Source organism: Escherichia sp. KTE114, from assembly GCF_000407765.1.
GTDB classification, from domain to species: Bacteria; Pseudomonadota; Gammaproteobacteria; order Enterobacterales; family Enterobacteriaceae; genus Escherichia; species Escherichia ruysiae.
Map to the genome: position 1 here is coordinate 4275736 of NZ_KE136626.1, position 26603 is coordinate 4302338.

Below are 26603 nucleotides of genomic sequence, written 5' to 3' on the forward strand. Positions count from 1 at the left end.
TCAGGCCTACAGGTTACAAACCTTGCCATTAAAAAGCCCGGATCGCGGGAAGCGCCTCCGGGCGTTTAACATTCACTCAACCTATCAGGCGCTTTGTGCGAGGGCAAGTTCCTCATCGCGGGTTTCAATACGCTCGTCGCCGTTATACAGCCGCGCATGTTGCAGCCCGACGAACAAACGATCGCCGCGCTGCGGAGCATCGTCACCACGCATAACCACAGTTAGCGGGTCGTCATACCATCCCAGCGGCTGCACCACTAATTGGGTGTAGTGGCCTTTCGGGCTGGCTTCCAGTACCTGAACCGGCAGCGGCGAATCGAGGCTGGTACGGCGGCTGATATCCACTTCCCACGGGCGCAGGAAGAGATCCACCGGCCCCTGATACGCAGGCGTATATCCCAGCGGCCAGCGATGTGCGCCAACGTGGAACTGCCCGCCGCGAATGGTTCCCTGCAGGCGGTTCACTTCGCCCATAAATTCGAGCACAAAACGGGTCGCCGGTTCGCGCCATACCTGATCCGGCTCATCGGCCTGTTCGATATTGCCCTGGCTCATCACCACCACGCGGTTGGCGACTTCCATCGCCTCTTCCTGGTCGTGGGTGACGAATACGCTGGTGAATTTCAATTCTTCATGCAGTTGACGCAGCCAGCGACGTAGCTCTTTACGTACCTGCGCATCCAACGCGCCAAACGGTTCATCGAGCAGCAGAATTTGCGGTTCAACGGCAAGTGCGCGCGCCAGTGCCACACGCTGCTTCTGACCGCCGGAAAGCTGCGCCGGATAACGATCCGCCAGATGCGCAAGCTGAACCATCTCCAGCAACTGCGTGACTTTTGCTTTGATGGCTGCTGCATTCGGGCGCTCACGACGCGGCAGCACCGTCAGGCCGAAAGCGATGTTGTCGAACACGGTCATATGGCGGAACAGCGCGTAATGCTGGAACACAAAACCGACTTTACGATCGCGCGCGTGCAAGCGGCTGACGTCGGTGCCGTGGAAGCGAATATGCCCGCTGGTTTGATGTTCCAGCCCGGCAATAATACGCAGCAGCGTGGTTTTCCCGGAACCGGACGGCCCCAGCAGCGCGACCATCTGACCTGAAGGAATATCCAGTGAGATATCGTTCAGCACCTGGGTGCGACCAAAAGACTTCTTAATCCTGGCAATCTCAATGCTCATGGTGTTCCTCCTGTTGCGCGCGTTTTTCCTGATTCTCCAGGCGCCATTGCAACATACTCTTCAAAAACAGGGTGATAATCGCCATCAGCGTCAATAACGCCGCAGCGGTAAAGGAGCCAACTGCGTTATAGTCCTGCTCCAGCAATTCAATCTGTAACGGCAGCGACAGGGTTTCGCCGCGAATCGAGCCAGAAACGACCGACACCGCGCCAAACTCACCAATTGCGCGGGCGTTGGTCAGCACCACGCCGTAGAGCAGCGCCCAGCGAATATTCGGCAGCGTGACGCGCCGGAACATCTGCCAGCCGGATGCACCAAGCAAAATCGCCGCTTCGTCCTCCTGACTGCCCTGGCTTAACATCACCGGCACCAATTCGCGTACCACAAACGGGCAGGTGACGAAAATCGTCACCAGTACCATTCCCGGCCAGGAGAACATAATTTGCAGGTTATGCTCGTCGAGCCAACCGCCCAGCGGGCCGTTGGAACCGTAGAACAGCAGATAAACCAGACCAGCAACCACCGGCGACACGGCAAACGGGATATCCAGCAGCGTCAGCAGCAACTGACGCCCAGGAAAATCAAAACGTGTCACCAACCAGGCCAGCAGAATGCCGAACACCAGATTTACCGGTACGGCAATCAGCGCAATCATCACCGTCAGCCAGATGGCGTGCAGCATGTCCGGGTCGGCCAGATTCTGTAAAACCGGCATCAACCCTTTGCTGAATGCCTGCACGAAGATGTAAATCATCGGCACCAGCAGGATGAACGCCGAAACCAGCATCCCGATGCCAATCAGAAACCATTTGCCCCAGTTAATCGGGCGCGCGTCATAACGCTTCAACTGTGTCACTTCCGCCATTAATGACCTACCACACGCCGACCAAAGCGACTTTGCAGAGTGTTAATTGAGAACAGCAGCAGCAGTGATGCCGCGAGGATCACCGAAGCGATCGCGCTCGCCGCCGGGTAATCAAACTCCTGTAAGCGAACAAAAATCATCAGCGACGTCACTTCCGTCTTCCAGGCGATGTTCCCGGCGATAAAAATTACCGCGCCAAACTCACCAAGGCTGCGGGTAAACGACAGCGCCACGCCCGCCACCAGCGCCGGAGAAAGCTCCGGCAGCACCACTTTGCAGAAACTCTGCCAGCGCGTTGCACCGAGCGTTTCCGCCGCTTCTTCATATTCCGGGCCTAACTCTTCCAGCACCGGCTGCACGGTACGCACCACGAACGGAATGCTGGTAAAGGCCATCGCCACCGCAATCCCAAGCCAGGTGTAGGTGACTTTGATATCAAATTTTGCCAGCCACTCGCCGTAAAAGCCGTTCACGGAAAAGAGCGAGGCCAGCGTTAAACCCGCGACCGCCGTCGGTAGCGCAAAGGGTAAATCCATCAGTGCATCAAGCAGAGTGCGCCCCGGAAAGCGGTAGCGGGTTAAGATCCACGCCATCAGCAGACCGAAAACACCGTTAAAAATCGACGCCACAAACGCCGACAGCAGCGTTACTTTGTAGGCCGCGACCACCTGCGGGTTGGTGACCACCTCCCAGTACTGCGCCCAGCTCATCTCAGAAAGCTGCATCACCAGCGCGGAGAGCGGCAGCAGCAAAATCAGGCAGACAAACAGCAGACTGGTGCCGAGGCTTAAGGTAAAGCCCGGCAGCACGCGTCTGGAGGAGACGGCAAACATCAGTTACGCCCCGCCGCTAACAGCTTGTCTAACTCGCCGCCGCTGGTGAAGTGAGTTTTCATCACTTCCGGCCAGGAGCCAAACTTGTCTTCCACGCGGAACAGTTCAGTCTGCGGGAATTTATCTTTCAGTTTGTCCATGACTTCCGGGTTATTTACGCGATAGTAGTAGTCGGTGATGATGGTTTGCGCCTGCGGGCTGTAGAGCCAGTTCAGATAGGCTTTTGCTGCTTTTTCCGTGCCGTTGGACTGCACGTTTTTATCCACCCACGCCACCGGGAATTCCGCCAGAATGTTGGTTTTCGGAATCACCACTTCAAAGCCCTGCGCTTCATACTGCTTACGGATGTTGTTCACTTCCGATTCGAAGCTGATCAGCACATCGCCCAGACCGCGCTCGGCAAAGGTGGTGGTCGCGCCACGACCGCCGGTATCGAACACTTCAACGTTTTTCAGGAACTGAGTCATAAACTGTTCGGTTTTGGCTTTATCGCCACCGTCGGCTTTATCCGCCGCGCCCCATGCTGCAAGGTAGGTGTAACGCGCGTTACCGGAGGTTTTCGGATTCGGGAAAATTAGCTTCACGTCGGAGCGAACCAAATCGTTCCAGTCGTGGATATTCTTCGGGTTGCCCTTACGCACCAGGAATCCCATCGTGGAGTAGAACGGCGAACTGTTATTCGGCAAACGCGACTGCCAGTCGGCCGGAATCAGCTTGCCTTTATCGTGCAGGATCTGCACGTCAGTCACCTGGTTATAAGTGACAACGTCTGCTTTCAAGCCCTGCAAAATTGCCAGCGCCTGTTTTGATGACCCGGCATGAGATTGTTTAATCGTCAGTTTGTCGCCAGCGTTATCTTTTGCCCACTGCTGTTCAAACGGGGTATTCAGGGCGGCAAACAGCTCGCGGGAGACGTCATAAGAACTGTTCAGCAGTTCCGTTGCCTGCACGTGACCAGCCAGCAGCAGAGAAGCGACCAGCGCGAGAGAGTTCTTTTTCAGTAAGTTAACGGCCATTGCGCACCCTTATATATTTAATGACTTTCTAATAGCCATCATATTTATAACGGGCATGAAAGGAGTAACGGTTTTATATACCGTTTGGTGATTTGGAAGTTGAAAAGGGAATAAGACGAAATCCTCCCCACACATGCAGGGAGGAAACAGAGGTGAATCAGATGCCGACGCTGACCGTCTCCGGCAGTGTGCTGCCACCATCGATCACATTCTGTGTACCGGTTAAATAGCTGGATTCATCCGACGCGAGGAAGGCCGCCAGCTCACCGACTTCCAGCGGATCGGCGAGGCGACGCAGCGGGATTGCTTTCGCCATTTCAGTCAGTACCGATTCCGGATCTTGCGGATTTGACTGGCGGGCAATACTTTCCGCCATTGGCGTGCGAACGTATCCAGGGCAGATTGCGTTAACGCGAATCCCCGACTGCGCGTACTCCACTGCCAGCGATTTGGTCAGCCCCACAATCGCCGCTTTCGTTAAGGCATACGCCGTTTCGCCCGGATCGGCCACCATATCGCCGGTGACCGAAGACATCATCACAATGCGACCATCTTTGCGGGCAATCATTTCCGGCAGCACCGCTTTCGTGACGTTCCACACGCCTTTAATATTGATATCAATATGGAAATCGCGATCGTCATCGCTCATTTCAAGAAAACTACCCAGACGGCAAACACCTGCGTTATTCACCAGAATATCAATGCGCCCTTCTTTTTCCTTCGCGCGCTTGATCGCTGCCGTAACTGACGCCGGGTCGCGTACATCAGCAATTACCGCCGTACAGCGATGACCACGACCACACAGCTCATCCGCCAGCTTTTCAATCTCAGGGGAGATATCCAGCAAGATTAGGTTTGCGCCATGACGCGCAAAGGTTCTGGCAATTCCTTCACCAATGCCTTGCGATGCGCCCGTAATCAGTGCTGTCTTGCCCGTGAGTTTACCCATTTCAAGTTTCTCCTTTTGAATACAGAGCATTACGCTCTATTGTCCCTACCATACCTGAATAACAGATCAATGCTGAGGAGTGGATCTAAATTCAGGAAAATCTTAAGTAAAATCTCCCATAACCACAACTCTGTCATTGTATGCATTCCCTGCTGTACATAATCAGGCAGGGAGATATGATTCACTCCATATGAAATTATTCGAAGGCAAATATTTAAGGTGATTGTATATGCAACTTGAAAACATGATTACTGAAGGTTCGAACAGTGCCTCGGCTGAAATCGACCGCGTATCGACGCTGGAAATGTGCCGAATTATCAATGATGAAGATAAAACCGTTCCATTGGCCGTTGAGCGAGTACTGCCGGATATCGCAGCGGCGATTGATGTCATCCACGCCCAGGTGAGCGGTGGTGGTCGTCTGATTTATCTCGGTGCCGGGACTTCCGGTCGGCTGGGGATTCTGGATGCCAGCGAGTGCCCCCCAACCTACGGCGTGAAACCGGGTCTGGTGGTTGGTTTGATTGCTGGCGGCGAATATGCCATTCAGCACGCGGTGGAAGGCGCGGAAGACAGCCGGGAAGGCGGCGTCAACGATCTGAAAAATATTGCTTTAACGGCGCAGGATGTGGTTGTCGGTATTGCTGCCAGTGGTCGCACGCCGTATGTGATTGCCGGGCTGGAATACGCTCGCCAGTTAGGCTGCCGCACGGTCGGTATTTCCTGTAATCCCGGTAGTGCTGTTTCAACAACCGCAGAGTTTGCTATTACGCCAGTCGTCGGGGCTGAAGTGGTTACCGGTTCTTCGCGGATGAAAGCAGGTACGGCGCAGAAACTGGTGCTCAACATGCTCTCCACCGGGCTGATGATTAAGTCAGGAAAAGTGTTCGGCAACCTGATGGTCGATGTGGTCGCCACCAACGAAAAACTACACGTGCGCCAGGTCAATATTGTCAAAAACGCGACCGGATGTAGCGCGGAACAGGCGGAAGCGGCGCTAATTGCCTGCGATCGCCACTGCAAAACAGCGATTGTAATGGTCTTGAAAAATCTCGATGCCGCAGAAGCGAAAAAACGCCTGGCGCAGCATGGGGGTTTTATTCGTAAGGCTCTGGAAAAGGAATAACCTATGGCTAAAGAGATCAGCAGTGAGCTTCTGAACACCATTCTTACCCGCGTCGGCGGCGCGGGAAATATCGCCAGTTGTGGTCACTGTATGACGCGTCTGCGTCTCGGTGTGCATGACAGTTCACTGGTTGATCCTGATATCAAAACGCTGGAAGGGGTGAAGGGTGTCATTTTGACCAGCGATCAAGTACAGGTGGTATTTGGGTCGGGCAAAGCGCATCGTGCCGCAAAAGCAATGAGCGAGTTGTTGGGTGAAACACCTGTGCAGGATGCCGCAGAAATCGCCGCCCAGAACAAACGTCAGTTAAAAGCCAGACAAACCTCTGGCGTGCAGCAATTTCTCGCCAAATTCGCCACTATCTTTACGCCGCTAATTCCTGGATTTATTGCCGCCGGTCTATTGCTGGGGATTGCGACGTTAATTGCTACGGTGATGCACGTTCCGGCAGATGCCCAGGGAACGCTGCCCGACGCACTGAATTTTATGAAGGTATTCAGCAAAGGCTTATTCACCTTCCTGGTGATTCTGGTGGGCTATAACGCCGCTCAGGCCTTCGGCGGCACGGGTGTAAATGGCGCAATTATCGCCGCACTCTTTCTGCTCGGTTATAACCCAGCAGCCACCACCGGTTACTACGCTGGTTTTCACGATTTCTTCGGCCTGCCTATCGATCCGCGCGGCAATATTATCGGCGTACTGATTGCCGCCTGGGTCTGCGCCCGCATTGAAGGTATGGTGCGTCAATTTATGCCGGACGATCTCGACATGCTGCTAACCTCGTTAATCACTCTGCTGATCACCGCCACGCTGGCATATCTGGTGATTATGCCGCTGGGAGGCTGGTTATTCGAAGGCATGTCCTGGCTGTTTATGCATCTGAACAGTAATCCACTTGGTTGTGCTGTACTTGCCGGGCTGTTCCTGATTGCCGTGGTGTTTGGCGTGCATCAGGGCTTTATTCCCGTTTATCTTGCCTTAATGGACAGCCAGGGTTTCAACAGTCTATTCCCGATCCTTTCAATGGCAGGCGCGGGTCAGGTGGGTGCGGCACTGGCGCTTTACTGGCGCGCGCAGCCGCACAGTGCCTTACGCAGCCAGGTGCGCGGGGCGATTATTCCTGGTTTGCTGGGCGTGGGTGAACCGTTGATTTACGGTGTAACCCTGCCCCGCATGAAACCGTTTGTTACCGCTTGTTTAGGCGGCGCGGCGGGTGGATTGTTTATCGGGTTGGTCGCATGGTGGGGTCTGCCGATGGGTTTAAACAGCGCCTTTGGGCCGTCTGGCCTGGTGGCGTTGCCGCTGATGACTTCGGCACAAGGTATCCTTCCGGCAATGGCGGTTTACGCTGGCGGGATCCTGGTGGCATGGATTAGCGGGTTCATTTTCACCACGCTCTTTGGCTGCCGTAACGTCAATCTGGACTAAGCCGTAACTTAGAAACAAAACAGCCCGATACGCTACGCTTATCGGGCCTGCAGGTTAACTGCAATTTATTGAATTTGAACGATCATACAAGCCGGATAAAGCATTTACGCCGCTCCGGCAAGACGCTACAGGTGCGTGAGTAAAACTTACAGCGCCATCAGTTTGTCCAGCGACGGCGCGAAGTAATAGCCGCCAGTGACCGGTTTGGTGAAACGTAACATTGCGTCACGTTTGCCATCGGTATCGCCAAACATGCTCAGCAGCTGCTGCTCAATGTTGTGCAGACGTGCGCAGTAAGCGCAGAAGTACAGACCGTGCGTACCGCTGGCGGTGCCGTATGGCAAGCTCTGGCGAACAATCTTCAGCCCTTTGCCGTCTTCTTTCAGATCAACGCGGGTCAGGTGCGAGGTTTCCGGGCGTTCGTCGCCGTCAATCTCTTCGTTGGCTTCTTTAGTACGACCGATCATCATCTCCTGATCATGAACGCTCATACGGTTAAGCTGCTTCAGGTTATGTTCCCAACGCTGTACAAACACGTAACTACCGCCTGCATCCACGCCGTCTTTGATAACCGCCACTTCGCGACGCGTCTCTTCACCCGCCGGGTTTTCTGTACCGTCAACAAAGCCGCTCAGGTCACGTTCCTCAACCCAACGGAAGCCGTGGATCTCCTCTTTCACTTCAATGCAGTCACCAAAGGCTTCCATCGCCGCCTGGGCGACAGAGAAGTTTACGTCATGACGCAGAGAAAGAATGTGGATCAACACATCAAACTGGGTCGTTGGCGCAAGACCTTTACCGTAACCCGGAAAATCTTTCAGCTCTTCGGCACCCACGCCGCCGCTCAGAGCACGCCAGGTGTTGTTGCCAAAGGCAACCACCGCGCCGAGATGCGCATCCGGGAATTTTGCTTCAAAGGTTGCCAGTTTATCGGCAAAGGTTTTACTGGCCGCACGCAGGGCATCAACTTCCCCTTTAACGTTGGCTTCAATCCAAATCGCTGCGCGGCAATGTTCTGGCAAAATGCCACTCTGAACCTGAGACATTGTTCCTCCTGAAAATAAGAATGCCACGCAATCCGTGGCATTGTTGGGCGCTATCTTACGTGTTTTTTTGCGGCGGCGGTTTGTTCAGACGCAAATTAACGCCGCCAGATAATTTTACTGACTTTCCAGTTTTTCAGGGTATCGTCTGAAGGCATTAACCCTTCAGGACCACTCCACTCACCGCTGAACTGGTAGCTAATATGTTGGCTGCCTTCGGCTTTACATTCCACAGCACGATTATCATCACCGTCGGCTTTTTGGCAATTGCCAAATGCTTTGCTGTAAAGGTCGCTAAACGGTGTTCCGATTTTAACACCCGTGTCAGCAGGAATATCGCTATCAAGCACATCAATGCGGCTGATTGTGCCCTGATCGCCATTAATCACCATCGCCACGTTGTCGCCTTTCATTACTTCGAAAAAGCGCACAACATTACCGTTCGCAGTTTTCATTCCGCTGCGCAGGCGATAATCACCATCAAGCGCATCGGCAATGGCTTGTTCTTGTAGCGGCGTAGACGCCGTTAATTCACCCACCCCCTGCTCGCTCACTTTGGTGGACGACCCAAACCAGTTCCACGGGTTAGCGGCAGACCAGTTAACTGACGACATGGTGGAACAGCCGGTCAGCATCAACGGCATAGCGCATAACAATAAACGCAGCGATTTCATGTCACTTCCTTTGGTTATTCAATAACGTTGCTTGGAGTGCAAATTTGCAAAAAAGTGCCGTTAGAAGCTGATGACAAACACAGAATTGCCTGATGCGCTACGCTTATCAGGCCTGTTTTTTCCTGCAATGTATCGAATTTGCGAAAATTTGTAGGCTGAATAAGCCGTTCACGCCGCATCCGGCATAAACAAAGCGCGCCTCTGCGCTATTCTTTTTCTTCATTAAAACAGGCACGTAAGCGTCGATTGGTCAAAAGCCAGATTAACGCCACAATATCCGCCACTACCAGCGCCAGACCGATACCGCTAACGGATTCACCGTTCAGCCACAGCCACGGTTGCCAGCAAAGTAAAACCACCTGCGCCAACAGCAACAGAAAATAGAGTACACGCCAGGTGCGAGGAAACGTAGCCCGCCGACCGCTCAGCAAAAACGCCAGCACCGCCGGAATGCCGGGAATCAACCCCAGCCAGAAATTATCGTGATCGGGATAAAACAGATTCAGCAGCGCAGTCCCCTGCTCGCGCGATGCACCGGCAATGACAAACAGCACCCAGGTTCGCGCCTGTAGCAAAAGCACAATCCAGAAGAGAAAAGGTAAACGCAGGCGTCCGTGCGCATCATAATGGACAGGATGAAACTCAGTACTCTTCATCTTCAATCAAACGCTTACCCAGACTCAGCACATCGGCGTGTTCATATCCCAGACGTTCATACATCCCAAGCACCATGTCGTTATCTTCCGGCACGTTGATCTGAATTTTCGGGCAACCACGAGCAATCAGCTTTTTCTCCAGCCGATTAAGCAGCGCATTGGCAATCCCACGCCCGCGAAACTCAGGATGCACGCCAAGATAATAAGCAGATCCGCGATGCCCGTCATAACCCCCCATCACCGTTCCGACCACTTCACCGTTCACCTCAGCGACCAGAAACAAACTGACGTCATGGTTCATCTTGCGCTCGATGTCCATTTCCGGATCATTCCACGGACGCAGCAAGTCGCAACGCTCCCAAAGGGTGATGACCTCTTCGAAATCTTCCTGGCGAAATACGCGTATCTCCATGGTATTCGTTACCTTTTTGCGGGTTAAAAGGGTGATTATGGCGTGAACGGTTGAATTAGCCAATATCTGACGAAAATCGGTTGAAAAAGTGGCATAATGGGGAGTTGTCAACTATTGAAATGAAAAGTAAAACAATTCTCAACAGCAAACGGTCGTAACGGATTACGCGATACGATATAACATCTGGAACTTTATTATTACAACTCAGGCCGTATGAGCACTTTTAAACCACTAAAAACACTCACTTCGCGCCGCCAGGTGCTGAAAGCCGGATTGGCTGCCCTGACGTTGTCAGGAATGTCGCAAGCCATCGCCAAAGAAGAACCTTTAAAAACCAGTAACGGACATAGCAAGCCAAAAGCCAAAAAAGCTGGCGGCAAACGTGTCGTTGTTCTCGATCCAGGCCACGGCGGGATTGATACCGGAGCGATCGGTCGCAACGGTTCGAAAGAAAAACACGTGGTGCTGGCGATTGCTAAAAACGTCCGTTCCATTTTGCGCAATCATGGCATTGATGCGCGTTTAACGCGTTCTGGCGATACGTTTATCCCACTGTACGATCGCGTTGAAATCGCCCATAAACATGGCGCGGATCTGTTTATGTCAATTCACGCCGACGGCTTTACCAACCCGAAAGCTGCCGGTGCTTCGGTATTTGCCCTCTCTAACCGTGGGGCAAGTAGCGCAATGGCGAAATACCTGTCTGAACGCGAAAACCGCGCCGATGAAGTTGCCGGGAAAAAAGCGACTGACAGGGATCATCTATTGCAACAAGTGCTGTTTGATCTGGTGCAAACAGATACCATTAAAAACAGCCTGACGCTCGGCTCGCATATTCTGAAAAAGATTAAGCCGGTGCATAAACTGCACAGCCGCAACACCGAACAAGCCGCGTTTGTGGTGTTGAAATCACCGTCGGTTCCTTCAGTGCTGGTGGAAACTTCGTTTATCACCAACCCGGAAGAAGAGCGACTGTTAGGCACGCCGGCGTTTCGTCAGAAAATTGCCTCTGCCATTGCCGAAGGCGTGATCAGTTATTTCCACTGGTTTGACAACCAGAAAGCACACTCGAAAAAGCGGTAAGTTATGAAGCCCGACGCACACCAGGTTAAACAGTTCCTGCTCAACCTTCAGGATACGATTTGTCAGCAGCTGACCGCCGTCGATGGCGCAGAGTTTGTCGAAGATAGCTGGCAGCGCGAAGCTGGTGGCGGCGGGCGTAGTCGGGTGTTGCGTAATGGTGGAGTTTTCGAACAGGCGGGCGTTAACTTTTCTCACGTCCACGGTGATGCGATGCCGGCTTCCGCCACCGCTCATCGCCCGGAACTTGCCGGGCGCAGTTTTGAGGCGATGGGCGTTTCGCTGGTCGTGCATCCGCATAACCCGTATGTCCCCACCAGCCACGCGAATGTGCGCTTTTTTATTGCCGAAAAACCAGGCGCCGATCCTGTCTGGTGGTTTGGCGGTGGCTTCGACTTAACCCCCTTCTATGGCTTTGAAGAAGACGCCATTCTCTGGCACCGCACCGCCCGCGACCTGTGCCTGCCATTTGGTGAAGACGTTTATCCACGTTATAAAAAGTGGTGCGACGATTACTTCTACCTCAAACATCGTAACGAACAGCGCGGCATTGGCGGGCTGTTCTTTGATGATCTGAACACGCCAGACTTCAACCACTGTTTTGCCTTTATGCAGGCGGTAGGCAAAGGCTACACCGACGCATACTTGCCTATTGTTGAGCGACGTAAAGCGATGGAATACGGCGAGCGCGAGCGTAATTTCCAGCTCTACCGTCGCGGGCGTTATGTCGAATTCAACCTGGTCTGGGATCGCGGTACGCTGTTTGGCTTGCAAACCGGCGGGCGCACCGAATCAATCCTGATGTCAATGCCGCCGCTGGTACGCTGGGAGTACGATTATCAACCGGAAGAAGGCAGCCCGGAAGCGGCGTTGAGCGAGTTTATTAAGGTCAGGGATTGGGTATGATTTCCTCACCCCAACTCCTGCATCCGCTGATGCAGCGTCAGTGATGGCTTCTCGGCAAACAGTTGCTGATAATCCGTGGCAAATTGCCCCAGATGCCAGAATCCCCACTGCATGGCGGCGTCTTTTACCGTTGTGCTTTGCGACCACGGGCTTATCAGTTCGCGGCGCACAGCGTTCAGGCGAATGCGTTTCAGCCACGCGTTCGGGCCAATGCCTAAAATAGCGTGAAACGCGTTTTGTAACGTACGGCGACTGACATGCAGTTGATTGCACAAGTCCAGCACCGTTACCGGTTCGGACATGTTTTCCAGCACATATTCGCGGGCGCGGGAAAGCAAACGGCGGTAACTCTGATGACTAATGCTTTCCGCCGTCACCATTGGCTGCGCTTCTTCCAGCATCGCCCCCATCGCCAGCAGCAAATTGTCACCCAGCACTTTACGTACCGCAGGCTGATGCAAATTCTCGGGATTCTCGCAAAATGTTGCCAGCGCCTGCTGGACAAAGCCCCACAGCGCGGCTTTATGCTGCTCTTTCACTTCAAGCGCCGACTGGCTACGCAGCATATGTAATACCCGATCAGGATTATGCAAAAAGTTAGCCTGCCGGGTAATGACATCTTCAGAAAGCACCACGCCAAGAATGGTGTAATCGTCCGGCGTACTTAATTCAAACTCGGTGCCACCAGGGCGTGTGGCAATTTCTGCGCTTCCCAGACATTGCGAACCGATAAATCCCTGTTCGCCACGCGTCGCCGGAATGCCAAACCAGAAAGAGTTCGGCCAGACCAGGCACGACTGACGCAGCGCCAGACCGGTGTATTCACGGAAAACCTGAATATCATCAAGCAGGATTTCCGTAAATTCACCATGAAACTTGCCCGGATGGAGCTGATCGTAAATCTGCTGCCAGGCGGTAATCGTTAAAGCATGTTCATAGACATCCGTTGTCTGTCGTTGATGAACATTATCCACTTCGACCTTCGGCGTGAGCTTCAGGTTTTCGGGTAAGGGTTCATGATAAAGATGGTGCAAATTGGCTGTACGGGTCTTTTTCATGATGTTAATGCCGGATGTTGTATGACATCCGGCACCTCCGACAGGTTAATGGGGCTTGAGACGATAACGACTACTGCGTTTACGCAACGTCCCGGCAGAAAAGAGCTGTTCGAGCGCATTTCTGGCTTTTTCCAGCGGCCAGCCAAAGTGGGCAGCCACTTCTCCTGCCGTCATTCCCTGACGTACTGATGTTAACAGCGCCAACAACTCGTCAGCAGATCCCTCGGCAATAGCGGACGCGTCAGGTTGCTTCGGCTGGCGGTTAAAGCCAGTAACCAGCCACTGGGTGTCATCATCAGGCCGACCGATTTCCTTACGGCTGATGACGCGCCCGGTACGCATCGCGGCGGCACAACCTGCGTCCAGCGCCGCACGACACGCCGCCAGATCACCTTCCACCACCAGCGTTAAGCGACCAGGGTCAAGCACTTCGTGACTGAGCAGACGCACGTTAGCCGCTTTCAGCATGGCATCTGCCGCATCTATCGCGGCGACCATGCCGTCCACTTCCAGCAATCCCAGTGCATTGATCATCGGCAACCTCCGTTACGCACGCTGGATTGGATTACGCGCGATTTCCAGCACGGCATCGGTAAAGGCGTTGCAGGCTGCTTTACACGCGGCCTGGCTACCGGTTAAAAATGCCGCTGAATAGTTGGTTTCTGACGGTGGCGGGACATAGGTCACCAGTTGCACGTCGGCAGATTTCAGCGCCGCATCAATGCCGTAGGTCGCTTCCAACGGCGGTGCCACCAGATACGCCAGCGGATCACCGAGCGTAATTCCGGCGGTTGATGAGAGATAAGAGCCGGTACGCGAAACCACATGAGCGAGGAATGCCGTATCTTGCTTATCGTTCGCCCACTGGAACGCCGCGCCATTTTCAATATGCGCAACCATCGCATCCAGACCGGCACGCACTTCCGCTGGGTTTGGCCCGCCGAGCATAATTAGCACTTCACCGGCAGTCGGTGACGGCCCGTGCGCCGCCCCGGCATACAGCGAGCGGCCATAAACCACTTCGACCATCGCCTGCTTGGTCGCTTCGTCAGCCGCAATGTAAGTTACGTCATCAGAATCAGCAGAAATCAGCCCGAGGCTACGAATATGCGGCGGCAATTTCAGTTCACGCGCAAAATCAGCGTTAACGGAGGCAATCACCCGCATGGCGGTGACCGACGGTCGAATCAAATCTAAAGCTGGCATGATGCCTCCTTATCGGGTCATGTTGATGCCGGATGCTTTCTGCTCCAGCATACGTTTCGCCAAATCCACAATGACGGCTGCGGCTTCAACCGGCGGCGTACCGCCCTGGTGAATGTTAGAGATACAGGTGCGATCGGCCTCAACGGTGGTCGCCATACGCGGTGAGTAAACGGCGTAGCAGGAAAGACTTTCCGACTGTCCTAACCCCGGGCGTTCGCCCACCAGCAGAATCACCACTTTCGCGCCGAGAAGTTCGCCAATCTGGTCTTCAATCTTCACGCGACCATAACGAACAAAGAACGGCGTACCGACTTTCAGTCCCGCATGTTGCAGACCCGCCATCAGCGGCGGCAGGATCTCTTCATAGTTCACGGTGATCGCGTCAGTAGACAGGCCATCGGAGACAACGACCTGTACGTCCGGATTAGCAACGCACTGTGCTTTCAGGGCTTCAACGGCTTCCGCACACAGACGACGCCCCATGTCCGGGCGAGTCAGGTAGAGATTTTTGTCGCTGATTTCAGAGCGTACTTCCAGCAGCCCCTGCGCTTTCACCCACTCTTCCGGCACTTCTTTCAGGACGGTGTCTTTCGAACGCGAGTGGTCGGCCAGGAAACGCAGCAGCGCCTGAGTACGCGGACGCGGACCGGCACGACCGGTACAGACGCGAGCCACGGTGCTGCGGCGCAGTTCCGTCAGGACGTCTGCGCGATGCGGATTTTCCACGCCAATCCATGCCTTCGCTTCAGCGGAACCTAAATCCAGCGCGCAGCTTTCAGAGGTCACCGGCGCAGCGCACGTTGTGGTGGCGCATTTTGTTTCCGCTGGCGCGGCATCCGCCTGTCCCATTGACGCCATCACGCTGCGTACAATTTCTTCAATCTGTTTTTGATCCATGATGTGTTATCTCCGCGTCATCAGAAGAACAGTGACGGATCGCCCGCCCGTTTGGTCAGGCGACCGTTTGCCATAATGCCCATGCTTTCCAGCCAGCGTTCAAACTCCGGTGACGGACGCAGGTTGAGTAACTGACGCACTGTGGCGGTGTCATGGAAGGCGGTGGTCTGATAGTTGAGCATGATGTCATCGCCCAGCGGCATCCCCATGATGTAGTTGCAGCCTGCGGTAGCGAGCAGGATCATCAGGTTTTCGTTGAGGTTCTGGTCAGCGTCAGCGTGGTTGGTGTAGCAGCAGTCACAGCCCATAGAGATGCCGCTCAGCTTGCCCATAAAGTGATCTTCTAAGCCCGCGCGGATAATCTGCCGGTCGTTGTAGAGATATTCCGGCCCGATAAAGCCGACCACGGTGTTGACGATAAAGGGGTCGTAATGACGCGCCAGCCCGTAGTTACGCGCTTCCATCGTCACCTGATCTGCGCCGAAGTTCGCGCCAGCGGAGAGCGCAGAACCTTGTCCGGTTTCGAAGTAGAGGCAGTTTTCCCCGGCAATACGGTTGAACTCCGCGCCCACTGCGCGGGCTTCGTCAAGCATCGCCAGTTCCACGCCAAACTCTTTCAGCCCTTTTTCGCTGCCGCAGATACTCTGGAAAATCAGCCCGCCCGGCGCGCCGCGACGAATCGCTTCTATCTGGGTGGTGACATGCGCCAGCACGCAGCCCTGGGTTGGAATATTGAATTTGTCGATCACACCGTAAATGGTATCCAGCACACGGCTTAAGTTTTCCACGTCGTCCGTCACCGGGTTGACGCCAATCACCGCATCGCCTACCCCAAAGGAAAGCCCTTCGTAGATTTGCGCGGCGATACTTTGCACATCGTCACGGGTGTCGTTTGGCTGCAAACGGGCGCTAAAAGTCCCCGGAATACCGATGGTGGTATTGGCCTTTTTGATTACCGGCATTTTCTTCGCGCCGTAGATCAGATCCGCGTTGGAACAAATCTTCGCCACCGCTGCGACCACTTCCGAGGTCAGCCCTTTGCGGGTAAAAGCAATGTCGTCCACGCTGGTCTCGTCGCTCAGCACATACTCGCGCAGCTCGCTGATACTCCAGTTTTTAATCTGGTTGTAGGCCGTTTCGTTAACGTCATCCTGAATCAGCCGCGTGACGCAGTCCTCTTCATAAGAAATCACCGGATTATTGCGGATATCCGCTACCGTCATTTCCGACAACACCTGCTTTGCCGCCACGCGCTCCTGCGAGCTTGCCGCAGCAACGCCCGCCAGCACATCCCCCGAACGCAGTTCGTTGGCTTTAGCCAGCACCTCTTTTACATCCTTAAACTGATATACATTGCCGAACAATGTGGTCTTTAGTTTCATAAGTCGTTCCCTCAGGAAGGAAATGCGAGTGATTTCACCGTCACCGGCACAACCGATCCGCCAAAAAGAGGCGTACCAATGTCGATATAGTCCCCCGCGCGGACAATCACTTCGTCAATGACTGCCAACGGGAGTTGTTGTAGCTGTGGGCGCAACAACATGCCCAGAGCTTTACCAAAGTCCTGCCCGGCTACCACCAGCAGGGGATGCGGATTCGGAAAACGCGCGACGAAATCGACCAGCGCGTTGATAACCGTCAGTACCGAGGCGTAACGCACCGGAAGTCCGGCGGGAAGCGCCAGCACGTACGCGTCAGTTTTGGGGCAAAGATCAAGCTGAATCAGCGCCTGTTGCCAGGCATTCACCAGATCCGTTTCATCAATCGGGATCGCCACCGGCAAATTGCGCAGCGGCAGTTGTACGCCCTCCAGCCAGATAGTGCTGCCCGAGAGCGAAAGGGTATGCGCGCCCGCGCCAATCACCGTGGCGCGCACGGTTTGCGCCGGAAACTGCACGTTCATCTCACGCAGACGCGGATGCTCATGCAGCGCCGTTGCCAGCAACGGGCCAATATCGGCAAAACAGAACGGGTCAGCGGGCTGGTGGCGATAACATTCGCCCACGCCGCCGGAGAGCGTAATGATTTCGGGCGTAACACCTGCCGGCAGCAAACCGGTTTGCATCAATGCCTGCGCGAGCGGCGAGAGCGTTCCGTCAATCACTTCAACAATCAGTTCTGCCATCCGGCGGGTAACCTGCACCAGCTGCGCGCCAGTCAGCGAACGGGCGTCGGTGCCTGCGCCGAAGCACTCATCCACAATCATCTGCCCCGGTTTATGGGCGTAAACCACGCGTCCCTGGCTGTCGGTTTCCAACAGGCGACCGCCAACGTTCAGGCAGGCAGTCCCGCTGATTTTTCCAGCTTCGAACAAGGCGTAGTTCGCGGTGCCGCCGCCGATGTCGATATTCAGTACCCGACACAGCCGTTGTTCAGAGAGGGTTTGCGCCCCGGCACCGTGGCCTGCAATCACCGATTCGAGATGCGGTCCGGCGCTGGCAACCACAAAATCGCCCAGCGACCGGGAGAGCGTCATCACCGCCGGACGGGCGTTGCGGGTTTTCGCGCTTTCGCCGGTGATGATGATGGCGCCGGAATCGACGCTTTCCGGCGCGATGCCCGCAGCCTGATATTGCTCGAGGATTAAGGTTTTCAGTTCCGCTTCTTTTAAACCGCCCTGTTTATCGACAGGGGTAAAGAACACCGGGCTTTGCCAGCTAATTTCGCGTTTGATAAATTCGTAGCGCGGCACCTGCGACACCGCCGCACGGTTAACCAGTTCCAGATGGGAGAAGATCACCTGAGTGGTAGTGGTGCCGATATCGATACCGACGCTCAGTAGCTGGCGAGTGCTCACGATTGCGCCTCCGCTGCGTTTTTAGCCGTTGCTGCATCGTCTTTTGGCACCAGCATCATCGCCACGCCAATCGCCGTGACGCCGCCAATCAACTTGCCGACAATCATCGGGAAGATCATGGCGTTCATGTTGGCAGCCGCGAAGCCTAAATGGTCGCCCAGGGCGAAGGCTGCGGAAACGGCGAAGGCGCAGTTGATGACTTTGCCGCGAGTATCCATCTGCTTCATCATGCCGAACATCGGGATATTGTTGGCAAGCGTCGCCACCATGCCTGCTGCCGCGATATTGTTCATATTCAGCACTTTACCGACGCTCATCAGCGGTTTTTCAAACCAGCGGGTCAGCAGCAGTACCATCGGATACGCGCCAAGCAGGACGCAGGAGATCGAGCCGATAACTTCAATGGCGCGCATCACTTCACCAGGTTTGTCACCAGGCGCCATAAAGATCGGATCAAGACCGGGGATCAGTTCCCAGCCAAGCAGGAATTTCACCACCGCAGCGGCAAGACCGAGGGTGATTAATGCAACGAGAAATTTGGCGAAGATCTGGAAGCCGTTGATCATTTTTTCCGGGATGAACTTCAGCCCCAGCGCCACCAGCACCGCAACGATTAGTACCGGGATCATGTTCATCAGGATCAGCGCAAAGGTGAACTCCACAGGCTGACCGTTGATCTGTACACCGGAGTACATAGCTACCAGACCTCCAGCGATACAACCAATCGGAATGGTCACAATGCCCGCCAGCACACCGAGCGCCAGGTAACGACGATCTGAGGGTTCGATAATGCCGAGCGCCACCGGAATGGAAAACACAATCGTTGGCCCCATCATCGATCCGAGAATTAACCCAGAGTATAGCCACGCTGCTACGTCACCGCCCGCCAGCTCTTTGGCGAGGAAGAAGCCGCCCATATCACACGCCAGCAGTGTTCCGGCAAACATGGAAGGGTTTGCGCCGAGCATTTCATAAACGGGGATGATTACCGGCCCAAGTACATGCGCCAGTACCGGTGCCAGCGCGGTCATACCGACCATTGCCAGGCCAAGCGCGCCCATTGCCATAAATCCTTCTTCAAACTGACCGCCGGATCCTTCGATACTTTTACCGAACTTACCGAGGAAACGAGCAGAACCACCGAACTGCGACAGGATCCTGTCTACGGCAGCTATCAGCATAAAGAACATCATGATGTACATGATGATTTCGTTAATTCCCATCGCCTTTACTCCCTGTTAGTTGTTATTTATTGGTGGATGCGGCGTAAACGCCTTATCCGCCCTACATGTGCAATCCCGTAGGCTGGATAAGACGCGGCAAGCGTCGCATCCGGCATTTATTGCGCCGCTGCGTACAGGCCGACAATCTGTTCCAGGCTGGCGGTACGCGGATTACTGCGCAGACAAATATCTTCCAGTGCGGCCTGCGCCCATGCGCCGTAATGCGCAGATGTCGCACCAACATCGCCCAGTCGTTTACCAATCCCAACTTCCGCAATCAGCTCACTAACCGCGTTAATAGCATCACGCTCGTCGGATTTTTTAGTTCGCAGCGCCCTGCCTACCTGGCTAAAACGTTCGCGGCATACCATCCGGTTAAACTCCATCACCGTTGGCAGCAGCATGGCATTCGCCAGACCGTGCGGAATATGCAGCGCCGCCCCCGGCTGATGCGCCATCGCGTGGCATAACCCAAGCCCCGCACTGGAAAACGCCATTCCCGCCATACATGAAGCCAGCAACATGCTCTCGCGCGCGGCAAGGTCATGACCGTAACCCACCGCTTTCGGCAACGATTTACCAATCATCGCAATAGCGCCAATCGCCAGACTGTCGGTAAACGGTGTGGCGTTCAGTGCGCTATACGCTTCAATGGCATGGGTTAACGCGTCGATGCCGGTCATCGCTGTCACATGCGACGGCACGCCTTCGGTTAGCGCGGCGTCGAGGATCGCCACATCCGGCATCAGCGAGGCATGTGCTAACACCTGCTTGCGCCCGCTCACCGCGTCGATAATCACCGTTACGTTGGTCGTTTCAGAGCCGGTTCCGGCGGTAGTAGGAATGGCTATCAGCGGCAGGCGCGGTTGCAGAACGCTGGTTTCTGACATCTCTGCCAGCGTGCTATCGGGATTCGTCACCAGCAACGCCACGGCTTTCGCCGCATCGAGCACCGATCCACCGCCAAACGCAATCACCCCATCGCAACCTGATTCACGCAGTTGCGCTACAGCCGCACACACGTCGGTAATGCACGGTTCGCCCACCGGACACGGCCAGAGCGTCATGGCGATACCTTTTACCGCCAGGCTACGCGTCAGCCCAGCGGTCATCCCCGCCTGATGCAAAAAGCTGTCTGCCATCACGAACAGATGTTTCAACCCGCGCGTTTGCGCTTGCTGTCCGCAACTGCTCACCACACCAGAGCCACAAAGCGTCACCGGCGGGACGCTAAATGTTTTTACCCGTTGCAGATTCAGGGTATCGAACGCCTGAAAGAGCGCCGTTTGCAATTCATGCATAGATCCCCTCCGCCTTCTCTCGCCCGCTACTGGCAATCGCCAGCGGGGTCATAAACAAACTGTGCTGCGGTAAATGCACCTGTAACGCCGGGAATTGTTTGCGAAACAGTTCCGCCACGCCCGGTTGCATACAGGAGCCGCCTGCCAGCCATAAATCAGTAATGCCCTGCCCCGCGATATGCCGCGCGACAATGTCCGCCATTTTTTCGTACACCGGTTTCACCGCAGGCCAAATCTCTTCGCCGTGACCCCGCTTGTACTGCTCCGCCTCTTCCAGCGGAATACGACGATTTCCGGCGAGAGTCAGAGAGATGTGATGCCCGCCGGTGGCTTCATCCGCCGAGTAGGTCACTTTGCCCTGTTTCACGATGGCAATACCGGTGGTGCCGCCACCGATATCCACTACGCCGGCGTTATCCAGTTGCAGCAAATCCGCCACCGCCGTTGGCTCATCCAGCACATGGCTCACTTCCAGTCCGGCAGATTCCAGCACGTTGATGGAAATACGCGGGTCAGTACCCGGAGGAAATGACGTCGCCGCATGGCTAAAACGGCGACCGAATTGCTGCTCGAGGGCGTCGAGATGACGACGAACAATGGTGACCGCACCGAAGAAATCCCAGACGATGCCGTCGCGAACCACATCAGCCCAGTCGAGGCATACCGCCACCGGCTGACCTTCGCGGTCAACGACCATCGACACCACATCGCAGGTGCCCAGATCCACCCCCAGCCACAGCGGAGATTTCGTCGCAGCAGGCGTCTGGTTACACAGCGTTGCCGCAGTTTGCAGTCGAGGGGTGAGCCATTGTTCGTCGTGCGCCATCTGTTACTCCTTAAACAATGCGAAACGCATCGACTAATACACAACGACGCAGACGGACAAACGTCCGTGCGCTGGTTACCCCTTCACCGGTTGGCGTGGTGATGGTCATGGTGGTCCAGCCTTCCCCACCCAACCCCAGCCCGGCAATGCACGGTCCGTTCTTGACGAAAATGCTGGTATCAATGGCGTTCGCCATCTGGTTCATATTGTCGATGTTGCGCGAGTGCATTGCCGCCGTGTGGTGGCAACCGCCTTCCAGTTTCACCGCCAGCGCAATGGCATCCGCCACGTTGGCGACACGCACCACCGGCAGCACCGGCATCATCAGTTCGGTCACGGCAAACGGATGTTCTGCGGTGGTTTCCACAAACAGCAATCGTGTTTCTTGCGGCACGTTCAGGCCGATTGCCGCCGCGATTTTCGCCGCATCGCGACCTACCCAGTCACGGCTGACGGTGCCTTTTCCACGCTCGTCGATATTTTTCAGCAACACCGGTTGTAGCTGTTGCGCCTGCTCTGCGGTCAGTTTCACCGCGTTCTGGCCTTGCATCAGACGCATCAGTTCATCGGCTACGCTATCGACGACAATCAGTACCTTTTCATCGGCACAAATAATGTTGTTATCGAAAGAAGCGCCTTTGACGATGGACTGAGCGGCACGGGCGAGGTCAGCGGTTTCATCCACCACCACCGGCGGGTTGCCAGCACCTGCGGCAATCAGACGTTTATTGGTGTGTTTACGCGCCGCTTCCACCACCGCCTCGCCGCCGGTCACCACCAAAAGGCCAATGCCCGGAAACTTAAACAAGCGTTGCGCGATTTCGATATCTGGATTTGCCACAGTCACCAGTAAGTTTTCTGGCCCGCCTGCGGCGACAATCGCCTGGTTGAGCAGCGTAATCGCCCGCTGAGAGACTTTTTTCGCCGCCGGATGCGGGGCAAAAATGACGCTGTTGCCCGCAGCAATCAGGCTGATGGCGTTATTAATCACGGTTGCCGCCGGATTAGTGGAAGGCGTCACCGAAGCCACCACGCCCCAGGGCGCGTTTTCAATTAACGTCAGGCCGTTGTCGCCCGTCAGCACCTGCGGAGAGAGGCACTCTACGCCCGGCGTACCGCGCGCCTGAGCAACGTTTTTGGCAAATTTATCTTCAACGCGACCCATGCCTGTTTCACTGACGGCAAGTTCCGCTAACTCTCTGGCGTGTTTTTCGCCTGCTTCACGAATGGCAGCAATGGCTAACTGGCGCATCGCCACGCTTTTTAAGCCTTGCTGGGCAACTTTAGCTGCCGCAACGGCGTCATCCAGGGAAGCAAAAACGCCCATTTCATGAATGGCGGCGGACGGCGCGTCACTGCTTTGCATTTTCAGCAGTACCGCTTTCACCACCTGTTCAATATCCTGTTGATTCATGATGTTCTGCCTTATTTGTGGAAAATTACCTGACCGCCAGACACCACTTCATCGACGATGCCAATCACGCACAGATCGACCGGTGACGTTTCGCTTTTATGCGCCTGGCGGGCGGAACTGCCGCTCACCAGCAACACCCACTCCCCGGTTCCCGCGCCAATATTGTCGATGGCGACGGCACACTGCCCGTCAGGATTTCCCTGTGAATCAATCATTTCCACCATCAGCAATTTGTCATGCGCCAGCCCGTGATGGCGTACGGTACAAACAATTTGTCCAGTGACGACTGCCAGTTTCATACCCGCCTCCGTGGCGTATTTCAGGTAAAAGCTCCCCCTACCCTCCGTGGAAGGTAAAATGAAAAAGGAGAGAGCGTGACGCCCGAGTCGACGTCACACAGGGTGATTACAGGTTGCTGCTGTCGCCTTTCAGGCCGATCGGGAAGACTTCTTCCAGGTCACCATGAGGACGCGGGATAACGTGGACAGATACCAGCTCGCCAATACGCTGTGCCGCTGCGGCACCGGCATCGGTCGCCGCTTTACAGGCTGCAACATCACCGCGAACCATTGCAGTACACAGGCCGCCGCCAATCTGCTTCACGCCGACCAGTTTGACGCGCGCAGCTTTCACCATCGCGTCAGAAGCCTCAATCAGTGCAACCAGGCCCCGGGTTTCGATCATTCCTAATGCTTCCATTGTGTTTTCCTCTTTATAAGGGTCCTGAACGGGACCGTTCATTCAACCAGTGTTTGTAAACTGCTTTCGCGGTTCACTTCTGTCTGGCGCGGTACGGCTGCCACCAGCGCCAGCTCGATAATTTCCTGCACGCTACAACCACGAGAGAGATCGTGCAGCGGCGCGGCAAGTCCTTGTATCAACGGTCCGACGGCACGATATCCGCCGAGTCGTTGTGCGATTTTGTAGCCAATATTTCCTGCCTCCAGCGACGGAAAAACCATTACATTCGCTTTGCCCTGTAGCGGGCTGGCAGGTGCTTTTTGCGCCGCGACATCCGGCACGAAGGCGGCGTCAAACTGCAACTCGCCATCCACCACCAGCTGTGGCGCGCGTTCCCGGACGATTTCGGTCGCCTGCTGAACGTTAGCAACGCAAGGGTGACGGGCGCTGCCGTTGCTGGAAAACGACAGCATCGCTACGCGCGGCTCTTCTCCGGTGATAGCCCGCCAGGTGTCGGCGCTGGCAAGGGCGATATCCGCCAGTTGCGCTGCCGTCGGCTGTGGCACCACGCTACAATCGGCAAAGCCCAACGCGGGGCCGCTGTACTGCGGCAGCATCAGGAAAATGGAGGAGAGCGTTTTACAGCCCGGCTGCAAACCAATAATGCGTAATCCGGCACGCAGCACATTCGCCGTGGAAGAGAGGTTGCCCGCGATACAGACATCCGCTTTACCGGTGCTGACCATTGCGGCGGCGAACATCAGCGGGTCGGTGAGTTTATCCAGCGCGTCCGGCGGCGTTTTATCGCCTGCACGGGCGAGCCAGCGATGGGCAAATTCTTCTCGCATTGCGAGGTTGCCATGTGGATCAATCACCTGCAGCCCGTCCATCGCCACGCCGTGACTGAGCGCAAACTGACGAAGTTCAAACGGATTGGCGACCAGAACAGGCGACGCCAGACCTTGTTGATGTAAATATTGCGCGGCTTTCAGTACACGCTGGTCTAACGCGTCCGGAAATACCACTCTGGCGGGCGCTCGCAACGCCAGTTCACGACAACGTTCAATAATCATTGCGTTTCTCCCAGTCGTTGTTGGATCTGCTTCACCGTTAGCGGCTGCTTCGTCACGCTCAGGATCATCATCACGTAAACCGTGCTGGAAAGGCGGTTCAGCGCCTGCAAGATGTCCGGGCGTAATACTTCAAAACTGCGGGTAATAAACACCTGCGCCGCTACCGTCTCGGTTTCACGCACTTTGGTGCGTAGAAGATTCAGCAACGCCGCATCGCGTCCGTGGCTGGCTTCCGGCACCAGATGATCGTGGTCGAGATAACGCAGCGGCTGATGGGAAAGCCGATGCAGGTCTTCGTCAGAAAGCCCGACAATCGCCTGGCAGCCCAGCGGTTCTCCCAGCGCATCGGCGCGCATAATGTTGCCAAGACGCGAACGGATATCCGCCAGCCACGGCTGCCACGGTTCCGCCAGTTCAATTTGCAGCCACACGGCCAGCGCAATGGTGCTGTCGAGAACAGCGCGAAAACCGAGGCGCGGATCGCTTTTAGCGACCATTTTTTCCGCCGACAGGTGGGTCAGCGTATCCGGCTTTTTTGCCACCGGCTGGTGGCACAGTTCGCAGCACGCCTGCGGATGTTCATCGCTACTGGTCAACCCGTGAACGCGTTGCGGCTGCTGTTGTTCATCGTCAACAAACAGGCTGCCCTGCTCGTCAATGAACTTGATGCGCAGATGGCGGCTTTCCAGTAACTCCCGGGCAGAGGGCGTCAGGCGACTGTGCGCAGGGAGATGGATCTCTGCGCCTTCGCTGAGCGTATGGTTCGCTCTTAGCCATGCTTCGGTGATGAAATCTTTCATAGGGATTGCCAGTTCGCCGGCCAGGCGACATACAGGAATTTCACGCTGGATGTCGTACCAAATTCGATGCTGGAACCCTTCGGGATAAACATCACGTCACCCGCTTTGGCGATCATGGTTTCGCCTTCGTGGCGAACGTGCAGTTCACCTTCCAGTACCATGTCGATTTCGTCGTAGTTCAGCTTCCACGGGAAGAAGGCGTTATCCCACTGCATAAAACCCGCAGCCATGCTGCTGCCGTCATCTCCGGTAACCAGATCGGTCAACCCGACGCATTGAGGTTCCGCGCCATCAAAGCGACCAAACTTGACACTGCCGCCATCAATAACTTTGATGCCGCCTTTGCCCGTCACCGATTTAAAACTCGGCTGCATTGCGCTCTGCTCCAGCGACTGCTTTTCCTTCATCACTTTTTCCATCAGCTGCGCAACCAGGCTTTCGGTAAACTGGCCTTCCGGCAGTTGGGCGATGATAGTTTCGCGAATGCGCTGGCTTTCGGTTTTATCGGCAGGCGCGCTGGCAGGAACGGACGCCGTTACCGGTGTCAATTCATCGCATTCGTTGATGGTAAACCCCATTAGATCCGCTACTTCGCGCGCTTCCGGGGTAATAATGCTGGCGCGCAGAACCACGGACAGTGCCTGTTCGCCGCGCGCATGTGCTTCACGAATATCATTCGCTGTGATGAGTTTTTTCACCTGCTTCCTCCTGTTCGGTGAGAGATGCCAGATAATCCACCAGTTGCTGCACGCTTTGCGGGTCGTGGCTGTTTAACTCGAAAATCGGCTCTTCAAAGCCAGTCTCGCGCAATAACTGTCGCGTTGCGGCGACGTCAGCATCCGGCATGTCCGTTTTACTGATGACGGCGATTCGCCGTTTAGTGACGCCAATATCCAGCAACCCGGCAGGTAATCGACTTTCCGGGTCATTCGCGCCATGGACATATATCAGCATGTCCACATCCTGTAGCGTGGTAATTAAGGCGTGATACCAGCGGGGATGGCTAAAATATTCACCTGGCGTATCAATATCACCCTTATTATTAAATTCCACAGCCTGCGTTTTTCGCGCGAGGGTATAATCTCCCTGCAACGCATTAAATAACGTTGTCTTTCCTGCCCCGACAGCACCCACAAACGCAATTCGTTTCATGAATG

At 55.2% G+C, this 26603-nt stretch carries 29 protein-coding genes; 4 read left to right on the top strand and 25 right to left on the bottom strand.

The window, feature by feature from the left end:
* Positions 1-84: 84 nt before the first annotated feature.
* From cysA to ucpA, 5 genes are all read right to left on the bottom strand, one after another.
* Complete coding sequence (gene cysA / locus WC5_RS01000) at positions 85-1182, bottom strand: sulfate/thiosulfate ABC transporter ATP-binding protein CysA (protein WP_000021086.1); 1098 nt, start codon at positions 1180-1182, stop codon at positions 85-87.
* Entirely contained in the window at positions 1172-2047 is an 876-nt protein-coding gene (gene cysW, locus WC5_RS00995; protein ID WP_000852675.1) for a sulfate/thiosulfate ABC transporter permease CysW, read from the bottom strand. The genes cysA and cysW overlap by 11 nt, the downstream gene beginning before the upstream one ends.
* Positions 2047-2880, bottom strand: a complete 834-nt coding sequence (gene cysT, locus WC5_RS00990) for a sulfate/thiosulfate ABC transporter permease CysT (RefSeq protein WP_000458422.1) — start codon at positions 2878-2880, stop codon at positions 2047-2049. The genes cysW and cysT overlap by 1 nt, the downstream gene beginning before the upstream one ends.
* Positions 2880-3896 carry a thiosulfate/sulfate ABC transporter substrate-binding protein CysP gene (cysP, locus tag WC5_RS00985; protein WP_000290251.1) on the bottom strand — a complete coding sequence of 339 codons (1017 nt, stop codon included), beginning with the start codon at positions 3894-3896 and terminating at the stop codon, positions 2880-2882. The genes cysT and cysP overlap by 1 nt, the downstream gene beginning before the upstream one ends.
* Before the next feature lie 157 nt (positions 3897-4053).
* On the bottom strand, positions 4054-4845 hold the full coding sequence (gene ucpA, locus WC5_RS00980) for an SDR family oxidoreductase UcpA (RefSeq protein WP_000517454.1): 792 nt from the start codon (positions 4843-4845) through the stop codon (positions 4054-4056).
* A 229-nt stretch (positions 4846-5074) separates the two neighbouring features.
* Between ucpA and murQ the strand changes: the two genes are divergently transcribed.
* Positions 5075-5971, top strand: coding sequence for an N-acetylmuramic acid 6-phosphate etherase (gene murQ, locus WC5_RS00975; RefSeq protein WP_001175656.1), 897 nt, complete (start codon positions 5075-5077; stop codon positions 5969-5971).
* Between the two features lie 3 nt (positions 5972-5974).
* A complete protein-coding gene (gene murP / locus WC5_RS00970) occupies positions 5975-7399 on the top strand; it encodes a PTS N-acetylmuramic acid transporter subunit IIBC (RefSeq protein ID WP_001040440.1) in 1425 nt (474 codons plus the stop codon).
* A 146-nt stretch (positions 7400-7545) separates the two neighbouring features.
* Here the strand turns inward: murP and yfeX are convergent, their stop codons facing one another.
* The 4 genes from yfeX to WC5_RS00950 all read right to left on the bottom strand — a co-directional run bounded on the left by yfeX (position 7546) and on the right by WC5_RS00950 (position 10184).
* On the bottom strand, positions 7546-8445 hold the full coding sequence (yfeX, locus tag WC5_RS00965) for a porphyrinogen peroxidase (RefSeq protein WP_000084590.1): 900 nt from the start codon (positions 8443-8445) through the stop codon (positions 7546-7548).
* Between the two features lie 95 nt (positions 8446-8540).
* Positions 8541-9116 (bottom strand): RpoE-regulated lipoprotein, encoded by a 576-nt coding sequence (locus WC5_RS00960; RefSeq protein WP_000838931.1) that lies wholly within the window; start codon positions 9114-9116, stop codon positions 8541-8543.
* A 206-nt stretch (positions 9117-9322) separates the two neighbouring features.
* Complete coding sequence (locus tag WC5_RS00955; RefSeq protein WP_010350334.1) at positions 9323-9772, bottom strand: DUF2919 domain-containing protein; 450 nt, start codon at positions 9770-9772, stop codon at positions 9323-9325.
* Positions 9759-10184, bottom strand: a complete 426-nt coding sequence (locus WC5_RS00950) for a GNAT family acetyltransferase (RefSeq protein WP_000406000.1) — start codon at positions 10182-10184, stop codon at positions 9759-9761. Before WC5_RS00950 ends, WC5_RS00955 begins: the two co-directional genes overlap by 14 nt.
* A gap of 213 nt (positions 10185-10397) precedes the next feature.
* Here WC5_RS00950 and amiA point away from each other — a divergent pair, with 213 nt between their 5' ends.
* Both amiA and hemF read left to right on the top strand, forming a co-directional pair.
* Positions 10398-11267, top strand: a complete 870-nt coding sequence (gene amiA / locus WC5_RS00945; RefSeq protein WP_000102903.1) for an N-acetylmuramoyl-L-alanine amidase AmiA — start codon at positions 10398-10400, stop codon at positions 11265-11267.
* Between the two features lie 3 nt (positions 11268-11270).
* Entirely contained in the window at positions 11271-12170 is a 900-nt protein-coding gene (hemF, locus tag WC5_RS00940; RefSeq protein ID WP_000801361.1) for an oxygen-dependent coproporphyrinogen oxidase, read from the top strand.
* 5 nt (positions 12171-12175) lie between these two features.
* Here hemF and eutR read toward each other — a convergent pair whose 3' ends face one another.
* From eutR to eutP, 16 genes are all read right to left on the bottom strand, one after another.
* The gene (gene eutR / locus WC5_RS00935; RefSeq protein ID WP_000753695.1) at positions 12176-13228 is read right to left on the bottom strand and encodes an HTH-type transcriptional regulator EutR; all 1053 of its coding nucleotides are present in this window, start codon (positions 13226-13228) and stop codon (positions 12176-12178) included.
* Between the two features lie 45 nt (positions 13229-13273).
* On the bottom strand, positions 13274-13762 hold the full coding sequence (gene eutK / locus WC5_RS00930) for an ethanolamine utilization microcompartment protein EutK (RefSeq protein WP_010350327.1): 489 nt from the start codon (positions 13760-13762) through the stop codon (positions 13274-13276).
* Positions 13763-13774: 12 nt separating this feature from the next.
* Positions 13775-14434 (bottom strand): ethanolamine utilization microcompartment protein EutL, encoded by a 660-nt coding sequence (gene eutL / locus WC5_RS00925; RefSeq protein ID WP_001111028.1) that lies wholly within the window; start codon positions 14432-14434, stop codon positions 13775-13777.
* A gap of 9 nt (positions 14435-14443) precedes the next feature.
* Entirely contained in the window at positions 14444-15331 is an 888-nt protein-coding gene (gene eutC, locus WC5_RS00920) for an ethanolamine ammonia-lyase subunit beta (RefSeq protein ID WP_000372334.1), read from the bottom strand.
* Positions 15332-15351: 20 nt separating this feature from the next.
* On the bottom strand, positions 15352-16713 hold the full coding sequence (gene eutB, locus WC5_RS00915) for an ethanolamine ammonia-lyase subunit alpha (protein WP_000769998.1): 1362 nt from the start codon (positions 16711-16713) through the stop codon (positions 15352-15354).
* A gap of 11 nt (positions 16714-16724) precedes the next feature.
* Positions 16725-18128, bottom strand: a complete 1404-nt coding sequence (gene eutA / locus WC5_RS00910) for an ethanolamine ammonia-lyase reactivating factor EutA (RefSeq protein ID WP_000107570.1) — start codon at positions 18126-18128, stop codon at positions 16725-16727.
* Complete coding sequence (eutH, locus tag WC5_RS00905) at positions 18125-19351, bottom strand: ethanolamine utilization protein EutH (protein ID WP_000512383.1); 1227 nt, start codon at positions 19349-19351, stop codon at positions 18125-18127. Before eutH ends, eutA begins: the two co-directional genes overlap by 4 nt.
* 116 nt (positions 19352-19467) lie before the next feature.
* On the bottom strand, positions 19468-20652 hold the full coding sequence (gene eutG / locus WC5_RS00900) for an ethanolamine utilization ethanol dehydrogenase EutG (RefSeq protein WP_000544940.1): 1185 nt from the start codon (positions 20650-20652) through the stop codon (positions 19468-19470).
* Positions 20645-21478 carry an ethanolamine utilization protein EutJ gene (eutJ, locus tag WC5_RS00895; protein WP_000929743.1) on the bottom strand — a complete coding sequence of 278 codons (834 nt, stop codon included), beginning with the start codon at positions 21476-21478 and terminating at the stop codon, positions 20645-20647. Before eutJ ends, eutG begins: the two co-directional genes overlap by 8 nt.
* Before the next feature lie 10 nt (positions 21479-21488).
* Positions 21489-22892 carry an aldehyde dehydrogenase family protein gene (locus WC5_RS00890; protein WP_001075653.1) on the bottom strand — a complete coding sequence of 468 codons (1404 nt, stop codon included), beginning with the start codon at positions 22890-22892 and terminating at the stop codon, positions 21489-21491.
* A gap of 11 nt (positions 22893-22903) precedes the next feature.
* Positions 22904-23191, bottom strand: a complete 288-nt coding sequence (eutN, locus tag WC5_RS00885; RefSeq protein ID WP_000762200.1) for an ethanolamine utilization microcompartment protein EutN — start codon at positions 23189-23191, stop codon at positions 22904-22906.
* 106 nt (positions 23192-23297) lie between these two features.
* Positions 23298-23591 (bottom strand): ethanolamine utilization microcompartment protein EutM, encoded by a 294-nt coding sequence (gene eutM, locus WC5_RS00880; protein ID WP_000387713.1) that lies wholly within the window; start codon positions 23589-23591, stop codon positions 23298-23300.
* Positions 23592-23629: 38 nt separating this feature from the next.
* Positions 23630-24646, bottom strand: coding sequence for a phosphate acetyltransferase (gene pta / locus WC5_RS00875; RefSeq protein ID WP_000582954.1), 1017 nt, complete (start codon positions 24644-24646; stop codon positions 23630-23632).
* On the bottom strand, positions 24643-25446 hold the full coding sequence (eutT, locus tag WC5_RS00870; protein WP_000651316.1) for an ethanolamine utilization cob(I)yrinic acid a,c-diamide adenosyltransferase EutT: 804 nt from the start codon (positions 25444-25446) through the stop codon (positions 24643-24645). Before eutT ends, pta begins: the two co-directional genes overlap by 4 nt.
* Positions 25443-26144, bottom strand: coding sequence for an ethanolamine utilization acetate kinase EutQ (eutQ, locus tag WC5_RS00865; RefSeq protein ID WP_000733884.1), 702 nt, complete (start codon positions 26142-26144; stop codon positions 25443-25445). Before eutQ ends, eutT begins: the two co-directional genes overlap by 4 nt.
* Complete coding sequence (eutP, locus tag WC5_RS00860) at positions 26119-26598, bottom strand: ethanolamine utilization acetate kinase EutP (protein WP_000820742.1); 480 nt, start codon at positions 26596-26598, stop codon at positions 26119-26121. The genes eutQ and eutP overlap by 26 nt, the downstream gene beginning before the upstream one ends.
* Positions 26599-26603 lie beyond the last annotated feature (5 nt).

Bases quoted from the DNA above. Each gene is read 5' to 3' on its own strand.
- cysA (WP_000021086.1), bottom strand. From the start codon at position 1,182: ATGAGCATTGAGATTGCCAGGATTAAGAAGTCTTTTGGTCGCACCCAG.
- cysW (WP_000852675.1), bottom strand. From the start codon at position 2,047: ATGGCGGAAGTGACACAGTTGAAGCGTTATGACGCGCGCCCGATTAAC.
- cysT (WP_000458422.1), bottom strand. From the start codon at position 2,880: ATGTTTGCCGTCTCCTCCAGACGCGTGCTGCCGGGCTTTACCTTAAGC.
- cysP (WP_000290251.1), bottom strand. From the start codon at position 3,896: ATGGCCGTTAACTTACTGAAAAAGAACTCTCTCGCGCTGGTCGCTTCT.
- ucpA (WP_000517454.1), bottom strand. From the start codon at position 4,845: ATGGGTAAACTCACGGGCAAGACAGCACTGATTACGGGCGCATCGCAA.
- murQ (WP_001175656.1), top strand. From the start codon at position 5,075: ATGCAACTTGAAAACATGATTACTGAAGGTTCGAACAGTGCCTCGGCT.
- murP (WP_001040440.1), top strand. From the start codon at position 5,975: ATGGCTAAAGAGATCAGCAGTGAGCTTCTGAACACCATTCTTACCCGC.
- yfeX (WP_000084590.1), bottom strand. From the start codon at position 8,445: ATGTCTCAGGTTCAGAGTGGCATTTTGCCAGAACATTGCCGCGCAGCG.
- WC5_RS00960 (WP_000838931.1), bottom strand. From the start codon at position 9,116: ATGAAATCGCTGCGTTTATTGTTATGCGCTATGCCGTTGATGCTGACC.
- WC5_RS00955 (WP_010350334.1), bottom strand. From the start codon at position 9,772: ATGAAGAGTACTGAGTTTCATCCTGTCCATTATGATGCGCACGGACGC.
- WC5_RS00950 (WP_000406000.1), bottom strand. From the start codon at position 10,184: ATGGAGATACGCGTATTTCGCCAGGAAGATTTCGAAGAGGTCATCACC.
- amiA (WP_000102903.1), top strand. From the start codon at position 10,398: ATGAGCACTTTTAAACCACTAAAAACACTCACTTCGCGCCGCCAGGTG.
- hemF (WP_000801361.1), top strand. From the start codon at position 11,271: ATGAAGCCCGACGCACACCAGGTTAAACAGTTCCTGCTCAACCTTCAG.
- eutR (WP_000753695.1), bottom strand. From the start codon at position 13,228: ATGAAAAAGACCCGTACAGCCAATTTGCACCATCTTTATCATGAACCC.
- eutK (WP_010350327.1), bottom strand. From the start codon at position 13,762: ATGATCAATGCACTGGGATTGCTGGAAGTGGACGGCATGGTCGCCGCG.
- eutL (WP_001111028.1), bottom strand. From the start codon at position 14,434: ATGCCAGCTTTAGATTTGATTCGACCGTCGGTCACCGCCATGCGGGTG.
- eutC (WP_000372334.1), bottom strand. From the start codon at position 15,331: ATGGATCAAAAACAGATTGAAGAAATTGTACGCAGCGTGATGGCGTCA.
- eutB (WP_000769998.1), bottom strand. From the start codon at position 16,713: ATGAAACTAAAGACCACATTGTTCGGCAATGTATATCAGTTTAAGGAT.
- eutH (WP_000512383.1), bottom strand. From the start codon at position 19,351: ATGGGAATTAACGAAATCATCATGTACATCATGATGTTCTTTATGCTG.
- eutG (WP_000544940.1), bottom strand. From the start codon at position 20,652: ATGCATGAATTGCAAACGGCGCTCTTTCAGGCGTTCGATACCCTGAAT.
- eutJ (WP_000929743.1), bottom strand. From the start codon at position 21,478: ATGGCGCACGACGAACAATGGCTCACCCCTCGACTGCAAACTGCGGCA.
- WC5_RS00890 (WP_001075653.1), bottom strand. From the start codon at position 22,892: ATGAATCAACAGGATATTGAACAGGTGGTGAAAGCGGTACTGCTGAAA.
- eutN (WP_000762200.1), bottom strand. From the start codon at position 23,191: ATGAAACTGGCAGTCGTCACTGGACAAATTGTTTGTACCGTACGCCAT.
- eutM (WP_000387713.1), bottom strand. From the start codon at position 23,591: ATGGAAGCATTAGGAATGATCGAAACCCGGGGCCTGGTTGCACTGATT.
- pta (WP_000582954.1), bottom strand. From the start codon at position 24,646: ATGATTATTGAACGTTGTCGTGAACTGGCGTTGCGAGCGCCCGCCAGA.
- eutT (WP_000651316.1), bottom strand. From the start codon at position 25,446: ATGAAAGATTTCATCACCGAAGCATGGCTAAGAGCGAACCATACGCTC.
- eutP (WP_000820742.1), bottom strand. From the start codon at position 26,598: ATGAAACGAATTGCGTTTGTGGGTGCTGTCGGGGCAGGAAAGACAACG.